Origin of the sequence: Halolamina sediminis, assembly GCF_001282785.1 — an archaeon.
Lineage (GTDB): Archaea > Halobacteriota > Halobacteria > Halobacteriales > Haloferacaceae > Halolamina > Halolamina sediminis.
The window spans coordinates 620,507-637,885 of the sequence record NZ_CVUA01000001.1 but is presented as its reverse complement, the minus strand read 5'-3'; the positions used below and the strand labels follow the sequence as shown (position 1 = coordinate 637,885).

15 protein-coding genes and 1 tRNA gene are annotated in these 17,379 nt (G+C 67.9%); 4 read left to right on the top strand and 12 right to left on the bottom strand.

Going from position 1 to position 17,379, the window contains the following annotated elements; translation table 11 throughout:
- The first annotated feature begins 53 nt into the window (after positions 1-53).
- From BN1959_RS03275 to BN1959_RS03265, 3 genes are all read left to right on the top strand, one after another.
- A complete protein-coding gene (locus BN1959_RS03275; protein ID WP_053947283.1) occupies positions 54-608 on the top strand; it encodes a DoxX family protein in 555 nt (184 codons plus the stop codon).
- 45 nt (positions 609-653) lie between these two features.
- A complete protein-coding gene (locus BN1959_RS03270) occupies positions 654-1,520 on the top strand; it encodes a homing endonuclease associated repeat-containing protein (RefSeq protein WP_053947282.1) in 867 nt (288 codons plus the stop codon).
- Between the two features lie 109 nt (positions 1,521-1,629).
- A tRNA-Gln gene (locus tag BN1959_RS03265) sits at positions 1,630-1,702 on the top strand.
- Here BN1959_RS03265 and BN1959_RS14630 read toward each other — a convergent pair.
- From BN1959_RS14630 to BN1959_RS03210, 12 genes are all read right to left on the bottom strand, one after another.
- Positions 1,700-1,900, bottom strand: coding sequence for a hypothetical protein (locus tag BN1959_RS14630; RefSeq protein WP_154018212.1), 201 nt, complete (start codon positions 1,898-1,900; stop codon positions 1,700-1,702). The genes BN1959_RS03265 and BN1959_RS14630 overlap by 3 nt on opposite strands.
- Before the next feature lie 68 nt (positions 1,901-1,968).
- Entirely contained in the window at positions 1,969-2,472 is a 504-nt protein-coding gene (gene cgi121 / locus BN1959_RS03260) for a KEOPS complex subunit Cgi121 (protein WP_053947281.1), read from the bottom strand.
- The gene (locus BN1959_RS03255) at positions 2,472-4,868 is read right to left on the bottom strand and encodes an ATP-dependent DNA helicase (RefSeq protein ID WP_053947280.1); all 2,397 of its coding nucleotides are present in this window, start codon (positions 4,866-4,868) and stop codon (positions 2,472-2,474) included. Before BN1959_RS03255 ends, cgi121 begins: the two co-directional genes overlap by 1 nt.
- A gap of 64 nt (positions 4,869-4,932) precedes the next feature.
- Complete coding sequence (locus tag BN1959_RS03250; protein WP_053947279.1) at positions 4,933-6,333, bottom strand: amidohydrolase; 1,401 nt, start codon at positions 6,331-6,333, stop codon at positions 4,933-4,935.
- Positions 6,334-6,545: 212 nt separating this feature from the next.
- Positions 6,546-6,833, bottom strand: coding sequence for a GYD domain-containing protein (locus BN1959_RS03245; RefSeq protein WP_053947278.1), 288 nt, complete (start codon positions 6,831-6,833; stop codon positions 6,546-6,548).
- A gap of 44 nt (positions 6,834-6,877) precedes the next feature.
- Positions 6,878-8,803 carry an ABC transporter ATP-binding protein gene (locus BN1959_RS03240; RefSeq protein ID WP_053947277.1) on the bottom strand — a complete coding sequence of 642 codons (1,926 nt, stop codon included), beginning with the start codon at positions 8,801-8,803 and terminating at the stop codon, positions 6,878-6,880.
- 61 nt (positions 8,804-8,864) lie between these two features.
- Positions 8,865-9,632 (bottom strand): SAM hydrolase/SAM-dependent halogenase family protein, encoded by a 768-nt coding sequence (locus tag BN1959_RS03235; protein WP_053947276.1) that lies wholly within the window; start codon positions 9,630-9,632, stop codon positions 8,865-8,867.
- Between the two features lie 38 nt (positions 9,633-9,670).
- Complete coding sequence (locus BN1959_RS03230; protein WP_053947275.1) at positions 9,671-10,720, bottom strand: ABC transporter ATP-binding protein; 1,050 nt, start codon at positions 10,718-10,720, stop codon at positions 9,671-9,673.
- Positions 10,721-12,526 carry an ABC transporter permease gene (locus tag BN1959_RS03225; protein WP_053947274.1) on the bottom strand — a complete coding sequence of 602 codons (1,806 nt, stop codon included), beginning with the start codon at positions 12,524-12,526 and terminating at the stop codon, positions 10,721-10,723. It abuts the gene before it with no gap.
- Position 12,527: 1 nt separating this feature from the next.
- Positions 12,528-13,667 carry a thiamine ABC transporter substrate-binding protein gene (locus tag BN1959_RS03220; protein WP_053947273.1) on the bottom strand — a complete coding sequence of 380 codons (1,140 nt, stop codon included), beginning with the start codon at positions 13,665-13,667 and terminating at the stop codon, positions 12,528-12,530.
- 80 nt (positions 13,668-13,747) lie between these two features.
- Entirely contained in the window at positions 13,748-14,884 is a 1,137-nt protein-coding gene (locus BN1959_RS03215) for an SPFH domain-containing protein (RefSeq protein ID WP_053947272.1), read from the bottom strand.
- A 63-nt stretch (positions 14,885-14,947) separates the two neighbouring features.
- Positions 14,948-15,616 (bottom strand): NfeD family protein, encoded by a 669-nt coding sequence (locus BN1959_RS03210; protein WP_053947271.1) that lies wholly within the window; start codon positions 15,614-15,616, stop codon positions 14,948-14,950.
- Between the two features lie 101 nt (positions 15,617-15,717).
- On the opposite strand from BN1959_RS03210, the gene BN1959_RS03205 reads away from it, so the two are divergent.
- Positions 15,718-17,325: a long-chain-fatty-acid--CoA ligase gene (locus tag BN1959_RS03205; RefSeq protein ID WP_053947270.1), complete on the top strand. Its 1,608-nt coding sequence runs from the start codon at positions 15,718-15,720 to the stop codon at positions 17,323-17,325.
- Positions 17,326-17,379: the final 54 nt, after the last annotated feature.

The following is a 17,379-nucleotide window of genomic DNA, read 5'->3' as shown; positions in this document are numbered from 1 at the left end:
ACCTGTCGGGAACCGCCATCTTGGCTAAGCCCGTACGGGCCGAACGTCCAGATATGGCAACACAGGAAGTCCGACTCCGAAGTACGGTCGCAGGGTTCACCGCGGAGGGGAAACTCCACACCCTGAGCGTGTGGTTCATCCTCGCGCTGCGGTTGATGATGGGGCTGGCGTTCCTCCAGAGCGGCATCGACAAGGTCCTCAGCGGGAGCTTTTCGGCCGCCGGCTACCTCAACAACGCCCCCGCGGCGAACGGCAGTCCCGCCGCCGGCTTGTTCGAGGCGATGGGCTCGTCAGGGCTGTTCCTCGACTTCGTGAACGTCGCGGTCCCGTGGGGTGAGGTGCTCATCGGGCTGGGCCTGCTCGTCGGCGGCCTCACCCGCCTCGCCGCGTTCTGGGGCGCGTTCATGATGCTCATGTTCTACCTGGGCAACTGGAGCGTCGACCACGGCTACATCAACGGCGACTTCGCGTACATGCTCGTGTTCCTGGCCGTCGCCGCCTTCGGCGCGGGCCGGATCCTCGGGCTGGACGCCTACATCGAGCAGTACGAGATCGACGGCCGAGCGTTGATCGAGCGCTACCCGTGGATGCGCTACCTGCTCGGGTAGCACCCTCGCAGTAGGCTTTTTCTTGTAGTCGGTCATTGCGAATCCATGGTCGACGAGGAGGACTGCATCGACGCCCTCCGCGAGGCGGCGCGGGAACTTGGCGCGTCGCCGACGAAAGCCGAGTACGAGGCGCTCGGGCTGACGCCGGCGTCGGCGACGATCATCCGCACCATCGGCGGCTGGAACGACGCGAAGGAACGCGCCGGGCTGTCGACCAACGCCTCGACCGGCAGTCGGGTCGGGCCGCCGCCGGAGGGGATCGACGACGAGGTTCGCGAGCGATGGGGAGAGCTGTCGGTCGATCAACGCTGGCACTACCGGAACCGGGAGTGGAACACCGAGCGGACGCGGCGCAGGCGTACGGAACGCCGCGAGTGGGTCGCCGAGCGAAAAGCCTCGAAAGGCTGTGCCAGATGTGGTGAATCTGACCCCGACGTTCTCGACTTTCACCATCAGGATACCGACCGAAAAGACGAGAAAGTGAGTCGTCTGGTTCTACAGGAGGTGTCAAAAGAGCGGCTTCGGTCGGAGATCGAGAAGTGTGAGGTGCTCTGTGCCAACTGTCACCGCCGCGAGCACGTCAGCCCGTCGAACCTCAGGATAGATATCGAGCTTCGGAAAGAGCCCGCTCGTCTCGTCGGCGAACGACCAAACGGGGAGACGTTCGAAGTCGTCAGTCCCGACAGGCGCCGAATCTGGGCGAACGAGTACAAGGAGGCACGCGGCTGTGCGAGCTGTGGGGTGAAAGACGGGGCCGTACTGGATTTCCACCACGTCGACGAGGCCGAGAAGGATCTCACCGTGAGCCGGCTCATCTCGGAGGGGTACGGAACGCCACGGGTGTACCGCGAGATCCAGCGGTGTGAGGTCCTCTGTGCGAACTGCCATCGGAAGCGCCACCGGAAGGGGTAGCACACCGACCACCGGCTCCGTGGTCGACTCCGAAACACTCATACTTCCCAACGGACTACCTGTAGTTGCGAAGATCGCCACCCGGCAGGGATGGCGAACGTGTCAGAATAGTTCCATGGGGTAGCGGCCAATCCTGGAGCCTTCTGGGGGCTCCGACCCAGGTTCGAATCCTGGTGGAACTACTCACTTCTTCCGGAACCCTTCGAGAAGCGCCAGCGGCGTCGAACTACTCCAACTCCACGAGTCGCTTCATCTTCGACCAGTGACTCCGCACAGCGCCACTCGTCGCCGACGCCCTCCTCCTGTGCTTCGACGAGGTCGACCCGCTTGCCACAGACGGGACAGTTCGGGTCGCTAGTCCGGATGACGACCGTCTCCACGTCCGTGGTTGATCGTTCGGCGCTGCGTCGCGGAGTCGTTCTGGCAGCGCCGGAGACGCCCTGCGGGACTACTTCTCCACGTCCAGCAGCGCGACGCGTTCGAGCACGAGATCCGCGAGGTCGCCGTCGACGGCGCCGAGTTCCGCGTCGGAGACGTCGAAGAACTCGCGAACGGTCGGCTCGTCGTACGCCCCCAGTATCGGCGCTTCTTCGACGTGGTCGCGGAGCCGGTCGACGGCCTCCGCCTCCGCTTCGTCGTCGCCGGCCGGCGAGTCAACGAGCACGACGACGCGGTTCTCGCCCTCGGCGACGCCCATCTCCAGCGCGCGGTTGATCTGCCGGCGCCCCGCCGCGTAGCAGAGCAGCTCCACCGCCCGCTCCCGGGCGACGTTCTCGCCGCGGGCGATCGCCCGGTCGGCGCGGTCGAGCGCCCGTTCGAGGTGCGCCGCGGAGACGACGTAGTCGGCGTCGAACGCCTGCACAGTCGTTCCGGTCGCCTCGGCGGCGTGGTCGAGCACCCCGAGGAACGCGTCGAGGTCGTCGACCGTCGCCGTCCCGTCGAGCAGCCGCATCAGAAATCACCCAGCGAGGCCTGCCCACCTTCCTCCTCACGACCGGCACGCTCCGCGTCGGCGTCGGCGGTCACGCCGTCCATCGACGGGTCCTCGCGGCCGACGTTCTCGAGGACGGTCTCGGCGGTCTTCGTTCCGCGCAGTGCGCCCAACACGACCGACTTGTCGGCCTCGCGGAGGTCCGCGCGGGACTCGATGCCGGCCTCGAACAGCCGCCGCGCGCGCTTGCGACCGACGCCGCGGACGCCCGTGAGGTCGAGCAGCTCCTCCCGGACGCCGTCCTCGACGCGCTTTTTCGCCTCCCGGACCGCGACGACGTTCGAGAGGTCGAGCTCGCCCGCCAGCCGCTCGGCGGCGTTGAGCAGCCACTCGGCGGTGTCGACCTTGCCACGGATGTCGCCCGGGCCGACCCCGTAGCGCTCCGCGATGCGGCTCTCGTCGACCTCGCTGGCCCAGTCCTCGAGCATCCGGGCGGTCTTGAGCGCGGCGAGCCACTCCTCAAACGCCACGTCGTCGTACTCCGACGGCGTGCGCCCCAGTAGCTCCGTCTCGCGCTCGAACAGCACCTCCTCGTACTCCTCGCGGTCGCCGGACTTCAGGTAGAGCTGGTACATGTCCGGCGTGCGGGAGACGAGGTGGTAGAGCCCGATCGCAGAGATGTCGTCGGCGTCCTCGTCCGCGTCGGTTTCCGCCGTCTCGCCGCCCTCCCCATCGGCGTCGGCCAGCGTGTCGTCGTCGAGCAGTTCGTTTCCGGAGACGAACCCGGCCGACTCGTCGGCGTCGTCGGCGTCCATGGCGCTGCGGGAGCCGTACTGTCCGCCGGAACGGCCGCCCTCGGCGTCGCGCAGGCCGTCGATGATCTCCGCGGCGCTCATGGGGTCGAGGTAGAGCCGCGAGACGGTGTGGCCGATCTCGGTAGCGGTGATCGTCCCGTCCTCGCGCTCGACGAACTCGTTGGCCGCGAGGTAGTCGAGCACCGTGTCGGTCACCGACTCCAACTGGGCGCTGCCGGCGCTCTGGACGGCGTACAGCGTGTTGTCGAGGAAGGATAGCAGCTCCTCGCGGGTGTTCGCGAAGCCGGACGCGACGGTCGCGAGCAGGTGGGTCCGCAGGGCCGGCTCCGCCGCCAGCTTCGAGCGCACCGGCTCGGGCTCGCCGTCGACGTAGCGCTCGAACAGTTCGTCCTTCGTGTCGACGTTCGACGCGAGCAGCACCGCCTCGCCGTAGGGGTCGAGCCCCGGCCGGCCGGCCCGGCCCATCATCTGGTGGACTTCGAGCGTGTCCAGCGGCTTCATGCCGCCGAACTCCGGGTCGTAGCGCCGCCAGTCACGAACGATCACCCGGCGTGAGGGGGTGTTCACGCCCGCGGCGAGCGTCGGCGTCGCCGCGATCACCTTGATCAGGCGGTCGCGGAACGCGCCCTCCACTAGGTCGCGGTGCTCGCTGGAGAGGCCAGCGTGGTGGAACGCCGCCCCCTTCGCGACGCAGTCGGCGAGATCGTCGCTGGTCGCGGTGTCGGAGACATCGCGGATCGCCGTCGCGAGTTCGCGGAGTTCACCGCGTTCCTCGTCGGTGAGGTGATCGCGCGTGACGCCGCCCAGTCGGCTGGCGGCGGACTCGGCGTTCCGCCGGGAGTTGACGAAGACGAGACTCGATCCCCCCTCTTCGAGTGTGTCGTCGACGAGCGCGGGCGTCTGCTTGCCGCCGCTGTCAACGGGGACCTCGCGCTGGGAGCCGTCGGCGAAGTTGATGGCGTTCCCGAAGTGGACGCCCGTCTTCAGGTCGATCGGGCGCCAGTCGGAGTCGACCAGTTCGGCGTCGAGCCAGTCGGCGATCTCACCGGCGTTGCCGACCGTCGCCGACAGCGCGACCGTCTGGAGGTTCGCGTTGATGCGCCGGAGCTTCGCGAGCGTGACCTCCAGCGTGGGCCCGCGCTCGCGGTCGTCGACGAGGTGGACCTCGTCGCTGACGACACAGGAGAGATCGTCGATCCACGGCGCGCCATTCCTGACGAGGGAGTCGACCTTCTCGCTGGTGGCGACGATGATGTCCCGCGAGCCCAGCCACTCGCCGTCGGACTCGTAGTTCCCCGTCGAGACGCCAACGTCGATCCCGTACTCCGCCCAGCGCTCGAACTCGGTCTTCTTCTCGCTGGCCAGCGCACGCAGCGGAACGATGTACAGCGCGGTGCCGCCGCGTTCGACCGCCGACAGCATCGCGAGCTCGGCGATCAGCGTCTTACCGGAGGCGGTCGGCACCGCGGCGACGACGTTCTCGCCGTCGGTCACGCCGCGCTCGACGGCCTCGGCCTGTGGCGGGTAGAGCGCCTCGACGCCCTCGCCCTCGAGGTGGGCTGCGACGCCGTCGGGGAGTCCCGACAGCTCCGTCGGCTTCATTGAGAGAGAGTTGCCCGCTCTCGGGTTTAAGTTACTGGGTCCGACTCGACAGTCGGCCCCCGGCTCACCGCTCGGCCAAGTCGTACGGGTCGGCGTCGGGCGGCAGCGGCGACTCGTACTCGCGATCCCCTTTGCGCTGTTCGTACTCCGCGCGGGCTTCGGCGAGCAGCTCCTCGTCGGTCAGCAGGTCGTACAGCGAGCCGGCGACGACCTTCCCCGCGAACAGCATCCCCGCAGTGCCGAGATCCTTCCCGGCGGCGACGGCTTGCCACGAGTGCAGCGGCGTCCCCGCCGGCCACGTCGCCGCGCGGAAGCGCCCGAGGGGAGCGTTCCACGACACGTCCCCGGAGTCTGTGGAGTAGGCGGCGGTCTCTCCCGTATCGGGCGCGTCGATGGGGTCGGTGAACATCGTCGCCTCGGCAGCCTCGTCGCGGTGCTCCGGCAGGACGGAGTCGTAGGACGGCTCTTCGAGCGTCGCGTGCAGGTCGGCCGCGAACGAGGCCTGTTCGTCGGTGAGGGGGAACTCGGCGGCCGCCATGTTCTCGCGGATCGAGTCCGCGAGCGCGCCGTTGGGGAGCACGCCGTACATCCCGGTGGTCTGTGTTACGTCGGCGTCGGTGCCGGACATCAGCGCCGCGCCCTCGGCGGCGTCGCGCACGCGATCGGACACGCGCTCGATGGCCGCACGATCGGGCGCGCGAACCATCACCTCCATCGCTGCTTCCTCCGGGACGACGTTGGCGGCCTCCCCGCCCTCGGTGACGACGTAGTGGATACGGACCGGGTCCGGGACGTGCTCCCGCATGTACTCGATCCCGGTGCCGAGCAGCTGGACGCCGTCGAGCGCGCTCCGGCCGGCTTCCGGCGACTTGGCAGCGTGGGCGCTCTCGCCCGTGAACCGCACGTCGAAGGCGTCCATCGCGAGCGTGGAGCACTCGTTGGGTGCGTTGTACCAGTCGGGGTGCCACGTGATCACGGCGTCGACCGCCTCGAACGCGCCGGCTTGGATCATGTACACCTTGCCGGCGCCGACCTCCTCGGCGGGCGTGCCGAGGTAGACGACCGACCCCTCGCAGTCGCCGCGCTCGATCGCGCGCTTGACCGCGATCGCGCCCGCGAGGCTGCCGACGCCGAACAGGTTGTGTCCGCAGCCGTGGCCGGGCGCGCCCGCCTCGATCGGTTCGCGCTGGGCTCTCGGCGCCTGACTCATCCCCGGCAGCGCGTCGAACTCCCCCATCGTGCCCACGACGGGATCGTCGTCGCCGTAGCGCGCGACGAACGCGGTTTCGATGCCGGCGACGCCGGACTCGACAGTGAACCCTTCCTCGCGGAGCGCGTCCCGGAGAAGGGCCGCGGAGTCGTGCTCCTGCAGGGAGAGTTCGGGGTTCGCCCAGAGCTGTTCGGCGAGATCGGTCAGCCAATCGGCGTCGTCGGCGATGTCGTCGAACAGGGCCTGTTTGCTCACGGCTGTTCCGTGTTTCCGTGAGCGAAAAAGGGTTCGTGCGTGGAAGGCGGCGACGGGCAGCCGCCGGTGTCGGCGTAGAAGGCGGCGACGAGCAGCCGCCGGTGTCGGCGTAGAAGGCGGCGACGAGCAGCCGCCGGTGTCGGCGTAGAAGGCGGCGCCACACCTCGTCGATAAGCTCGTCGCGACCCTGAGAAGACTACTCGCCGTCTGACTCAGATGTCCTGGACGAGTTCGCCCAGATCGTCGACCGGGATGAGCTCCATCGTCTGGGTGTCGAGACCGTAGCGTTCGATCGACACCGAGGTCTGGAACGCCTCGTCGCGGCCGTCGGCCTCGAAGATGACGAGGTAGTCGTGCTCGCCGAGGATCGCGTAGGCGTCGACCAGCTCCCCGCCCAGCGTCTCGATGTCGCCGGTGAGGTCGGCCCAGACGGTCGCGAGGTCCTGCACGTTCTGGACGGTCTCGTCGGTCACGTCGACCAGCGCCATGTACGTACCCATAATTTCCTGGTTCGGCGCCGGCCACCGAAAAGGTTCGGGCCCCGCTACTCCGCTTCGAGGCTCCGCTCGACGAACTGCTGGGGCAGCGCCTCCATCTCGCCGACTTGGACGTGCCAGAGGTTCGCGTACAGTCCGCCGCCGTCGATCAGTTGCTCGTGAGTTCCCTGCTCGACGACCTCGCCGTCGTCCATCACGAGGATCTGGTCGGCGTCCCGGACCGTCGAGAGCCGGTGGGCGATGGCGAACACGGTGCGGTTCTCGGTCAGCGTTTCGAGGCTGTTCTGGATCACCGCCTCGGTCTCGTTGTCGACGTGGCTGGTCGCCTCGTCGAGCACGAGCACGTCCGGGTCCCGGAGGATCGTCCGGGCGAGCGCGATGCGCTGGCGCTGGCCGCCCGAGAGCTTCACGCCGCGTTCGCCCACCATCGTGTCGTAGCCGTCCTCCAAGTCGGCGACGAACTCGTGGGCACCGGCCTTCTCGGCGGCCTCCTGCATCGCCGCCTCGTCGTGGTCGGGGACGCCGTAGGCGATGTTCTCGGCGACGGTGCCGTAGAACAGGTACGGCTCCTGGCTCACGTAGCCGACGTGTTCGCGGAGGCTCCGGAGGTCGACGTCCGCGAGGTCGTGGCCGTCGAGCGTGACCGTCCCCGAGTCGGGGTCGTAGAACCGCAGCAGCAGCTTCATCGTCGTCGACTTCCCGGCGCCGGTGGGGCCGACGAGGCCGACGTAGTCGCCGGGGTCGGCTTCGAAGCTGATGCCTCGGAGCACCGTCTCCTCGGCCTCGCCGTCCTCGTCGCGGTAGGCGAAGTTCACATCGTCGAACTCGACGTGACCGTCCACATCGTCGAGTTCGATCCCGTCGCTCTCGGCGCTGACCCGGGTGTCGTCGTCGAGCAGGCCGACGATGCGCTCGCCCGCGGCCTCGGCGTACTGGTAGCCGTTGATGATCTGCCCCATCTGCCGCATCGGGTAGACGAACCGCCGCGAGTAGTTCAGGAAGAGGACGAGCGTCCCGGCGGTGAGCGTCGCGTTAGGGTCGCCACCGGAGAAGAAGGGATGCGGCGGCGTCCCCGTTACCACCCACCAGCCGCCGACGAAAAAGACCGAGACGTAGGCGGCGGCGGTCGTCGCCTGCAGGCTGGGGAAGAACTTGATTCGGGTGGTGATCGCGTCCCACTGAGCGTCGAGGTACTCCCGCGAGGACTCCCGGACGCGGTCGGTCTCGAACGGCTCGGTGGTAAAGGACTTGAGCGTCTCGATCCCGCCGATGTTGTTCTCCAGCCGGCTGTTGAGCTTCCCGACCGAGGAGCGAACCTCCTGGTACTTCGGATGAATCGTCTCGACGAACCAGTAGCTCAGATAGCCCAGTGCGGGGATCGCAGCGACGGGGATCAGCGCCAGCCGCCAGTTGATCAGCAGCATCACCGCGCCCATCCCCCCGACGCGGACGACGATGGTGATGAGGCTGTTGAGGTTGTTCGTCAGGAACCCCTCCAGTTGGTTTACGTCGTTGTTCAGGATGCTCATCACCTCGCCCGTCTGGCGGTTGTCGAAGAACTCCACCCCTTGTCGCTGGAGCGCGTCGTAGGCGTCGACGCGCACCGAGTGCTGGAACTGCTGGGAGAAGCTGTTCCAGAGGTGGTTGTTCACCCAACTGAAGATCGAACTCAGCGCGTAGGAGGCGCCGACCAGCCCGCCGGCGAGCAGGAACTGCACCCCTTCGTCGCCGGGAATCCACGCGGCGGGAACGAGCGGCAGCGAGAACGCCCGCGTGTCGAAAAACAGCGAGTCGATCGCGATCGCGAGCACGAACGACGGGACGAGCGCCATCAGCATCTGGACGACCGCCGCGACGGCGCCGCCGACGAACGTCAGCAGCCGCTCGCGGCCGTACTCCAGAAACAGCCGGAGGATCGCGTTCCCCTCTTCGGCCCGCAGCTCCGCGAACTCGTCGTCCTCGTCCGGTGGCACGTCCCGTTACTCCGGCTTGCGGGGTGAAAACTGTCCGGTGCCGGCGACACGTGGGGGGTTCTCACCAGTCGATCGACACGTCGTCGCCGACCGCGAGGCCGAACGCGTCGTCGCCGCGACCCTGATTCACCGAGAGCTCGACGTTGCCGTGGCTGCCGACGGTGACGAGGCGCTCGCCGGTGTCCATCTCCGCGTAGGCGTCCCGGACGGGCGCGGACTCGCCGTTCACCGTCACCGCGTCGAGGCCGTCGAGCACGCGGCCGGGGACGTTGGTGATCGTGTTGCCGAAGTCGTCGACGACGAGGACTTCGCCGGTCGCCCCATCGTCGTTGGTCTCGGGATCCGGGAACGCGAGATCGACCCACTCGTCGGTCGAAGTGACGCGGTCGGCGTCGGCGACCGACTCCGCCTCGTGGACTCGCGCGGCGGCGGGGGCGAACACGTCCCGGCCGTGGAACGTGTTGCTCGCGGTGGTATCGTCGTCGTACGCCACGTCGTACACGCGGATCTCGGGCGTGCCGGCCGCGCGGTCGGCCAGCCGTCGGGCCGCCGGGAGCGCGACGCCGTTGTCCGGCGCGACGATCCGGTGGGCGCCGACTTCGACGACGACGGCGCCGCGGCCCGTGCCGACGCCAGGGTCGACGACGACGAGGTGGGTCGCCGGCGGGAACTCGGGCAGCACTTCCCGGAGCCAGAACGCTGCCGAGCGGACGTCCTGCCGGGGGAAGTCGTGAGCGATATCGACCAGTCGGGCGTCGGACTGCCGGAGGATGACGCCTTTCATCGCTGCGGGGTACGGCGTGCCGAAGTCGGATGCGAGCGTGATCATACTGCTAGGTCGTGTGGGCGTGGTCTGAAACTGTCGGTTCAGAGGATCGTCGCCGCGTCCGGATCGAACCCGACCGTGAGGGTGTCGTCGGCCGGCGGTTCGGGCAGTCGGAGCACCATCTCCCGGCCGGCCCACTCGCCGTAGAGCCGGGTGGTGCCGCCGAGATACTCCGCGGCGCCGAGTGCCATCGGGAACCGGTTGTGGCCGGCGTCGGGGTCGAGATGGATCGGGCGGACACAGAACGTTACGTGGTCGCCGACGGCGTGGTCGGCGGCGTCGACGACGTGGAACTGGTGGTCCGCGGGCGCCGTCTCGTCGATCTCGATCGCCAGCTCGTCGCCGTCGCGGCCGACGACGACGCCGGAGAACACGTTGTTCTCGCCGACGAAGGAGGCGACGAACTCCGTCGCGGGCTGTTCGTACACCTCGACGGGCGTGCCGACCTGCTCGACGCCGCCGTCGTGCATCACCGCGAGGCGGTCCGACACCGCCAGTGCCTCCTCCTGATCGTGGGTGACGTAGACAGTCGTGACGCCGAGTTCGCGCTGGATGCGTTTGATCTCACGGCGGAGCTGTTCGCGCAGCCGGGCGTCGAGCGCGCTCATCGGTTCGTCGAGCAGCAGCACGTCCGGCTCGGGGGCGAGCGCCCGGGCGAGGGCGACCCGCTGTTGCTGTCCGCCGGAGAGCTCGTCCGGCTCGCGGTCGCCCATCTCCGGCAGGTCGACCAGTTCGAGCAGCTCCTCGACACGCTCGTCGGCGGTGAGCCCGCGGGGTGGGTCGGTAAAGCGCAGGCCGTAGCGGACGTTCTCCGCGACGGTCATATGTGGGAACAGCGCGTAGCTCTGGAACACGACGCCGACGTTGCGGTCCTCGACGGGCGTGTCGCTCACGTCCTCGGCGTCGAAGCGAACCGTCCCGTCGGTAGGCGAGGAGAGCCCCGCGATCGTCCGGAGGGTCGTCGTCTTCCCACAGCCCGAGGGGCCGACGAGCGTGAAGAACTCCCCCTCCTCGACGGCGAGGGAGACGTTCTCCAGCGCGACGGCGTCGTCGAACGCCTTGCGCACCGAGTCGAGATCGATGGCCACCATCTACATCCCCCTCCCTTCGCCGAGGCGGTCGATGACGAGGAAGCTGACGGCGGTGACGAACAGGAGGACACAGCCCATCGCCGTCGCGGGGCCGAGCCGTCGACCGAGGAAGCGTTCGATGGCGACCGGCATGGTGTAGGCCGAACTCCCGCTGGCCAAAATCACCGTCGAATCGAACTCCCCGATGCTGATGGCGAACGCAAAGGCCGCGCCCGCGACGACGCCGGCGAACACCTGCGGGAGTTCGATGTCGAGCAGCACCCGGAACCGCGAGGCGCCGAGCGTTCGGGCGGACTCGACGACCGACCGGTCGATCGTGGCCAGAAGCGGCGCGACGTTCCGGGTGACGAACGGGTACGCGCTGACGGCGTGGGCGGCGACGACCGCGACGGCACCGGTGACGGTGAATCGGTAGCCGAACGCGGTCGTGCCGAACACGAGTCCGCGGAGCAGGCCGAGGCCGACGACGACCCCCGAGACGGCGAACGGCGCCATCGACAGCGTGTCGATCAGCTTGCTGCCCGGCACGTCACGGGTCGAGACGACCGCCAGCAACACCCCCATCGGGACGGCGATCGCGAGGCTCGCGACCCCGTAGAGCAGCGAGTTCTGGACCGCGGTCAGCGGCTTGATCTGGAACGACGCCGCGGTCGCCTGCCGGTCCACGAGGAAGCGGTAGTAGTCGAGCGTGAACCCGTTCGGGCCGGTGACGCTCTCGATGATCATGCTCGCCATCGGCGTGACGAACACCAGCAGCGCGACGGCGACGTACCCCCAGACCACCAGTCGGTCGAGGTCGAGCCGGCCGACCAACTGCTTCCGGGGCGCCGGCCGGGCGGCGCTCTCGGCGCGCTGGCGTGCCTCGTACCGCAGGTAGGCGTACGTCAACACGAGCGAGAACAGCATCTCGAGCGTCGCGAGCGACGACGCGGTGGCGTAGTCGAGTTGGGACACCTTGTGGTACACCCACACCTCGACGGTCGCCAGCGAGAGCCCGCCCAGCGCGAGCACGATAGCGAAGGACATGAACGAGAAGATGAACGTCAGCAGCGCGCCGGTGAGGATCGCCGGCAGGAGTTGGGGGAGCACCACGTCGAGGAACGCCTGCCGCGGCGAGGCGCCGAGGCTCCGGGCAGTCTCGGCGGTGCCGGCGTCGACGCTCTCCCACGCCGTCGCCGTCACGCGGGCCACCAGCGGCGCGTCGTAGAACGCGTGGGCGAGGACGATGATCGGCAGCGTGTACAGCAGTTCGATCCGGGGGAGCCCCAGCGCGGCCAGTGCGTCGTTGACGAACCCGTTCGCGCCGAACGTGGCGATGAAGCCGATCGCGACCATGATCGACGGCATCACGAACGGCACCGCGGTCAGCGACCGGATCGTCTTCCGGCCCGGGAACTCGAAGCGTGCGAGCACGTACGCCCCCGGGAGCCCGAGCGCGACGCTCGCAAGCGTCGACAGCAGCGCCTGATACGCGGTGAACCCGAACAGCCCCAGCCGGTAGTTCGGGAACGGGTAGGTGACCGCGACCCCCAGATCGGTCAGCGGGAGCGAGAGTCGGAGTGTGTGTGGCTCGAATGCAGTCCAGAGTACCGACGGGTCCTGGGCGGCCTGTGCGAGGACGCCGAAGAAGAACGGGTCCGTGAGCACGGCGACCAGCGGCTCAACCGTGAGCCGCCCCTCGCGCAGCACGGCTTCGGAGAGCACTCGCCCCACCGGGTAGTAGAACAGCAGCGTCAGCAGCGCGAGCGTGGCGACCGCGGCCAGCGGGAGGGCGGCGGCCTCGAACCGTTCGCGGAGGACCGTCACGCTACTGTGAGGCGACCTGCCGGGACCACTCGTCCAGCCACGTGTCCACGTTGCCGGAGAGGCGATCGTAGTCGAACGAGACCACCGTCTCTGGTTCGGGCGTCAGCTCGTCGAACTTCTCGGGGAGTTCGGCGTTGTCGACGGCCGGCAGCGCGACGTTGCGCTGGGCGACCTCGGCCTGGATCTCGGGCTGGAGCATGAACGACATGAACGACCCGGCCAGTTCGGGCTGGTCGGTGTCCGAGAACCGTGCCATCGCTTCGAGATAGGCGTACCCCTCGCCGTTGAGGAAGCCGATCTGGTGTTCGGCCATGTCGGCGTCGGACATGTCGGCGAACACCTGGTCAGTCGAGTAGGAGACCACCGCGGGCGCCTCGCCCTCGCTGTAGGCGCCGTAGGCGGCGCCCCAGCCTTCGAGAATGCGCGCGCCGTTGTCGAGGAGGCGCTGCCAGTAGTCGAGGTAGCCGTCCTCGCCGTACTCGTTGATCGTCCAGAACAGGAACTCAAGCCCCGTCTCGCTGTTCTGTGGATTCGGGATCAGCAGCGCGTCGCTGTAGTCGTCGGTGGTGAGGTCCTCGAACGTCTCGGGGGCGCCCACGCCGCGCTCGTCGAGCATGTTCTGGTTGTACACGAGACTGATGTACGCCGCTCCCATGGGGAACGCCCGCCCCTGCGGGTCGAACTGGTAGTCCTCGACGATGTGGTCCGCGTTCGAGATGGCGCTCGAGTCCACCGCGTCGAACAGCGAGTCCCCGTCCTCGAGGTTGTCGTCGGCTCGAACCATGTTCTCCGGGGTGAGGCCGGCGAACAGGTCGGTGTCGACGGTGACACCCTGATTACGGCGCTGGAGGAAGTAGTCGATGCCGCCGTCGGGCGCGAACCACTCGAGGGTGGCGTCGTGTTCGGACTCGAACTGCTCTTTGACCCACTCACCGGGGCTGGTGCTGGGTGCGTCGATGAACGAAGTGTACGTGCCGACCCGTAGCGTCGGCGTCCCCTCGGTCGTCCCGACCTGCGTCCCCGTCGTCGTCTCGGTGCTCGCGTCGGTGGGAGAGTCGGTGTCCACCGATTCGGCGGAACAGCCGGCCAACAGCGCCGCCGCGCCGACGCCGGCGGTTCGAAGATAGCTACGTCGCTTCATGATTACCCGTTACTATCCGGTCGGTATATACCCCTTGGAAATTATGAGAGGATTGCCGATTCGTGAGAGTGATCCGGCGCTCAGCCGGACTCTTCGCTCTCCATCTCGACGTCGCCCATCTCCTCGTCGGCGTCGGCGACGACATCGTCGGCCGACTGGATGTCGGGCTCGGTGTCGCCGGACATGATCTTCTCGGCCTCCTGCTCCATCGCTTCGGTGTCGAGTTCGGCGGCCTCGTCGATCTGACCGAGGATGTCCTCGATATCGTCGAGACCCAGCATCTCGCGGGTCTCCTCGTCGAAGTCCAGCGAGTTCAGGCTCTCCTTGGTCTTGGTGTCGCTGCCGGTCAGGTGCTGGCCGTAGCGGCCGACCAGCGAGGTGAGCTCCTGAGGCATGATGAACGTCGAGGAGTCGCCCTGCCCGATGTTCTCCAGCGTCTCCATCCCCTTGTCGATGATGGCGCGCTCGCCCATGGACTCGGCGGACTTCGCACGGAGCACGGTGGAGATCGCGTCACCCTGTGCTTCGAGGATCTGGGACTGCTTCTCCCCCTGTGCGCGGATGATGTTGGACTGCTTCTCCCCCTCGGCTTCCTCGACGGCGGAGCGTCGCTCCCCCTGCGCTTCGAGAATCATGGCACGGCGGCGGCGCTCGGCGGAGGTCTGCTGCTCCATCGCCTGCTGGACGTCCTTCGAGGGGTTGACCTCGCGGACCTCGACGGACTCGACGCGGATCCCCCACTCGTCGGTGGGCTCGTCCAGTTCCTTCCGGATCCGGGCGTTGATCTCCTGACGCTTGTTGAGCGTGTCGTCGAGCTCCATGTCGCCCAGCACCGCACGGAGGGTGGTCTGAGCGAGGTTGGAGACGGCGGTCTTGTAGTCCTCGACTTCGAGGTACGCCTTCCGGGCGTCCATCACCTTGATGTAGACGACGGCGTCGGCGGTGACCGGGGAGTTGTCCCGGGTGATCGCCTCCTGTCGAGGCACGTCGAGCGTCTGCGTTCGCATGTCGAACGCGTGGGTCTGGGAGACGAACGGGGGGATGAAGTTGATCCCCGGTTCGAGCAGCTTGCGGTACTCGCCGAACACGGTGAGGGCTTTCTTCTCCGTGGCGTCGACGATCTCGACGGCTTGCCAGACCGCGGCGACCACGACGAAGAGAAACAGCAAGCCGACGACGCCCGTGACGGCGCCGGCCTGAAGCGGTGGAATGACCATACCCCGGGGTTGGGCTGTCGGCGGCTTAATAGTTTCCCGCGAGAAAACCGCGAGCCGGCGCCGTCAGTTCGTCTCCCGCTCCCGTTCCGGTTCGTCGTCCGACCCGACGCCGTCCGTGGTGTTCGAACCCTCCTCGTCTGCCGACGCCCGCCCGGTCTCGTCGGCAGCGACGTCGTCCGGGCGTTCCCCCTCGACCTCCCGTTCGGCGTTCTCGGCGCGGGCTCGTTCGATCTCGCGGTCGAGACTCCCCTCGACGGCGCCCAGCGACTCGACGGTGACGACGTTGCCGCCGCCGGGGTCGATCACCATCACCGCCTCGCCCTCGGGGATCTCCCCCTCGATAGTGCGGGCGGAGTAGTAGGGGCTGAAGCCGCCGTTCTCGATCTTGACCTCGCCCTCGCTCGGGGTGACTCGTGAGGTAACGCGGGCGGTCTGGCCCTTCAAGTCGGTCGAGTCGCTGGTCTGAGCCTGTCCCTTCCCGCCGTAGATGTCGAACTCGCGGTAGCCGTACAGCGTGACGATGCCGAACAGCAGCACGAGGCCGGCGAGCACGAACGGCGTCGCCACGGGACCGAGCAGCAGGCCGACCAGCCCCGCCCCGAGCAGGGAGACGCCGACGACGACGAAGTGGGCCCCCGGCGCCAGCGCCTCCGCGATCGACAGCGCGATCCCCGCCGCGACCAGCAGCAGGGGGAGCGCCTCTGGGCCGAGCAGCCCGGACTGGAGCAGCATCGTGCTAGGTATGGACCCGGCCACGTATCAACGTTGGCTCCGTCCGGGATTCGTCCCGACCCGAAAGATTATGACACAAACGTCGATTGAATAGCCTAGAGATGGAGCGACCACTCCTCGTCACGGACTTTCTCGATCGCGCACGCAAGTACTACGGCGACGAGACCGGCGTCGTCGCGACCACCGGGGAGCGATACACGTACGACGAGCTCGGCGACCGCGTCGACCGCTTCTCCGCACTCCTCCAGCAGCGTGGCGTCGAGAAGGGCGATCGCGTCGCCGTCCTCGACCCGAACACGCACTACCACCTCGAAGCCGCCTACGGGGCGATGCAGATCGGCGCCGTCCACACCCCGCTCAACTACCGCCTCACGCCCGAGGACTTCGAGTACATCCTGAACGACGCCGGCGTCACCGCCATCTACGCGGACTACGCGTACGCAGAGAAGATCGAAGCGGTCCGGGACGACGTTCCCGTGGAGACGTTCCTCACGAACGACGCGGACGCCGTCGAGGGTGACTGGGAGGACGTCGACGACCCCCTCGCGGAGACGTCACCGTCGTACGACCGCCCGGAGATGGACGAGACCGACGTCATCACCATCAACTACACGTCGGGGACGACGGGCGATCCGAAGGGCGTCTGCCGCACGCACCGGAACGAGACGCTGCATTCCTTCCTCGTCTCCTATCACCAGAACATCCGGGACACCGACACGTACCTCTGGACGCTCCCGATGTTCCACGTCAACGGCTGGGGACACATCTTCTCGATCACCGGCGCCGGCGCGGTCCACGTCTGCACTCGCGGCGTCGACGCTGCCGACATCTTCGAGACCGTCCGAACCGAGGACGTCTCGTATCTCTGTGCGGCGCCGACGGTCCTGAACATGCTCCAGGACTACTACGCGGACAACGACGTCGAGACCACCGGGGACGCGGACGTTCGCGCCGCGACCGCCGGCAGCGCGCCGCCCGAGGCGACGATCCGTACCGTCGAGGACGAGTTCGACTGGGACCTCGTCCACGTCTACGGCGCCACCGAGACCGGTCCCCTCATCACCACGTCGGAAGCCGAACGACTCCTCGACGACGAGAACCGCTACTCGCTGAAGAAACGCCAGGGGGTCGGCTTCCTCGGCACCGAGGTCCGCGTCGTCGACGAGAACGGCGAGGACGTCCCTTGGGACGACGAGACGATCGGCGAGATCGTCGTCAGCGGGAACCAGGTGATGGAGGGGTACTGGAACAAGCCCGACGCTACGGAGGAAGCCTTCAACCAACGGCTCGAAGGCTACTACCACATGGGGGACTTCGCGGTCGTCGACGAGAACGGGTTCCTCTCCATTCAGGACCGGAAGAAGGACATCATCATCTCCGGGGGCGAGAACATCTCCAGCATCGAACTCGAGGACACGCTCTTCGAGCACCCGGACGTGAGCGACGTCGCGGTCATCCCGTCGCCACACGACGAGTGGGGGGAGACGCCGAAGGCGTTCGTCGTCCCCGAGTCCGGGGATCCCGAGGATCCGGGCGTCACCGAGGACGACCTCGTCGCGTTCACCCGCGAGAACCTCGCCACGTACAAAGCGATCCGGCGTGTCGAGTTCGTCACGGATCTCCCGACGACTGCGACCGGGAAAGTCCAGAAGTACGAACTCCGCGAGGAGGAGTGGGCCGAGGAGGACTCGATGGTCGGGCAGGGGTAGGCGGCGACGGCCCTTCAGCGGCGATCGGTAAGAGAAGGCTTATTCGGGACGCGT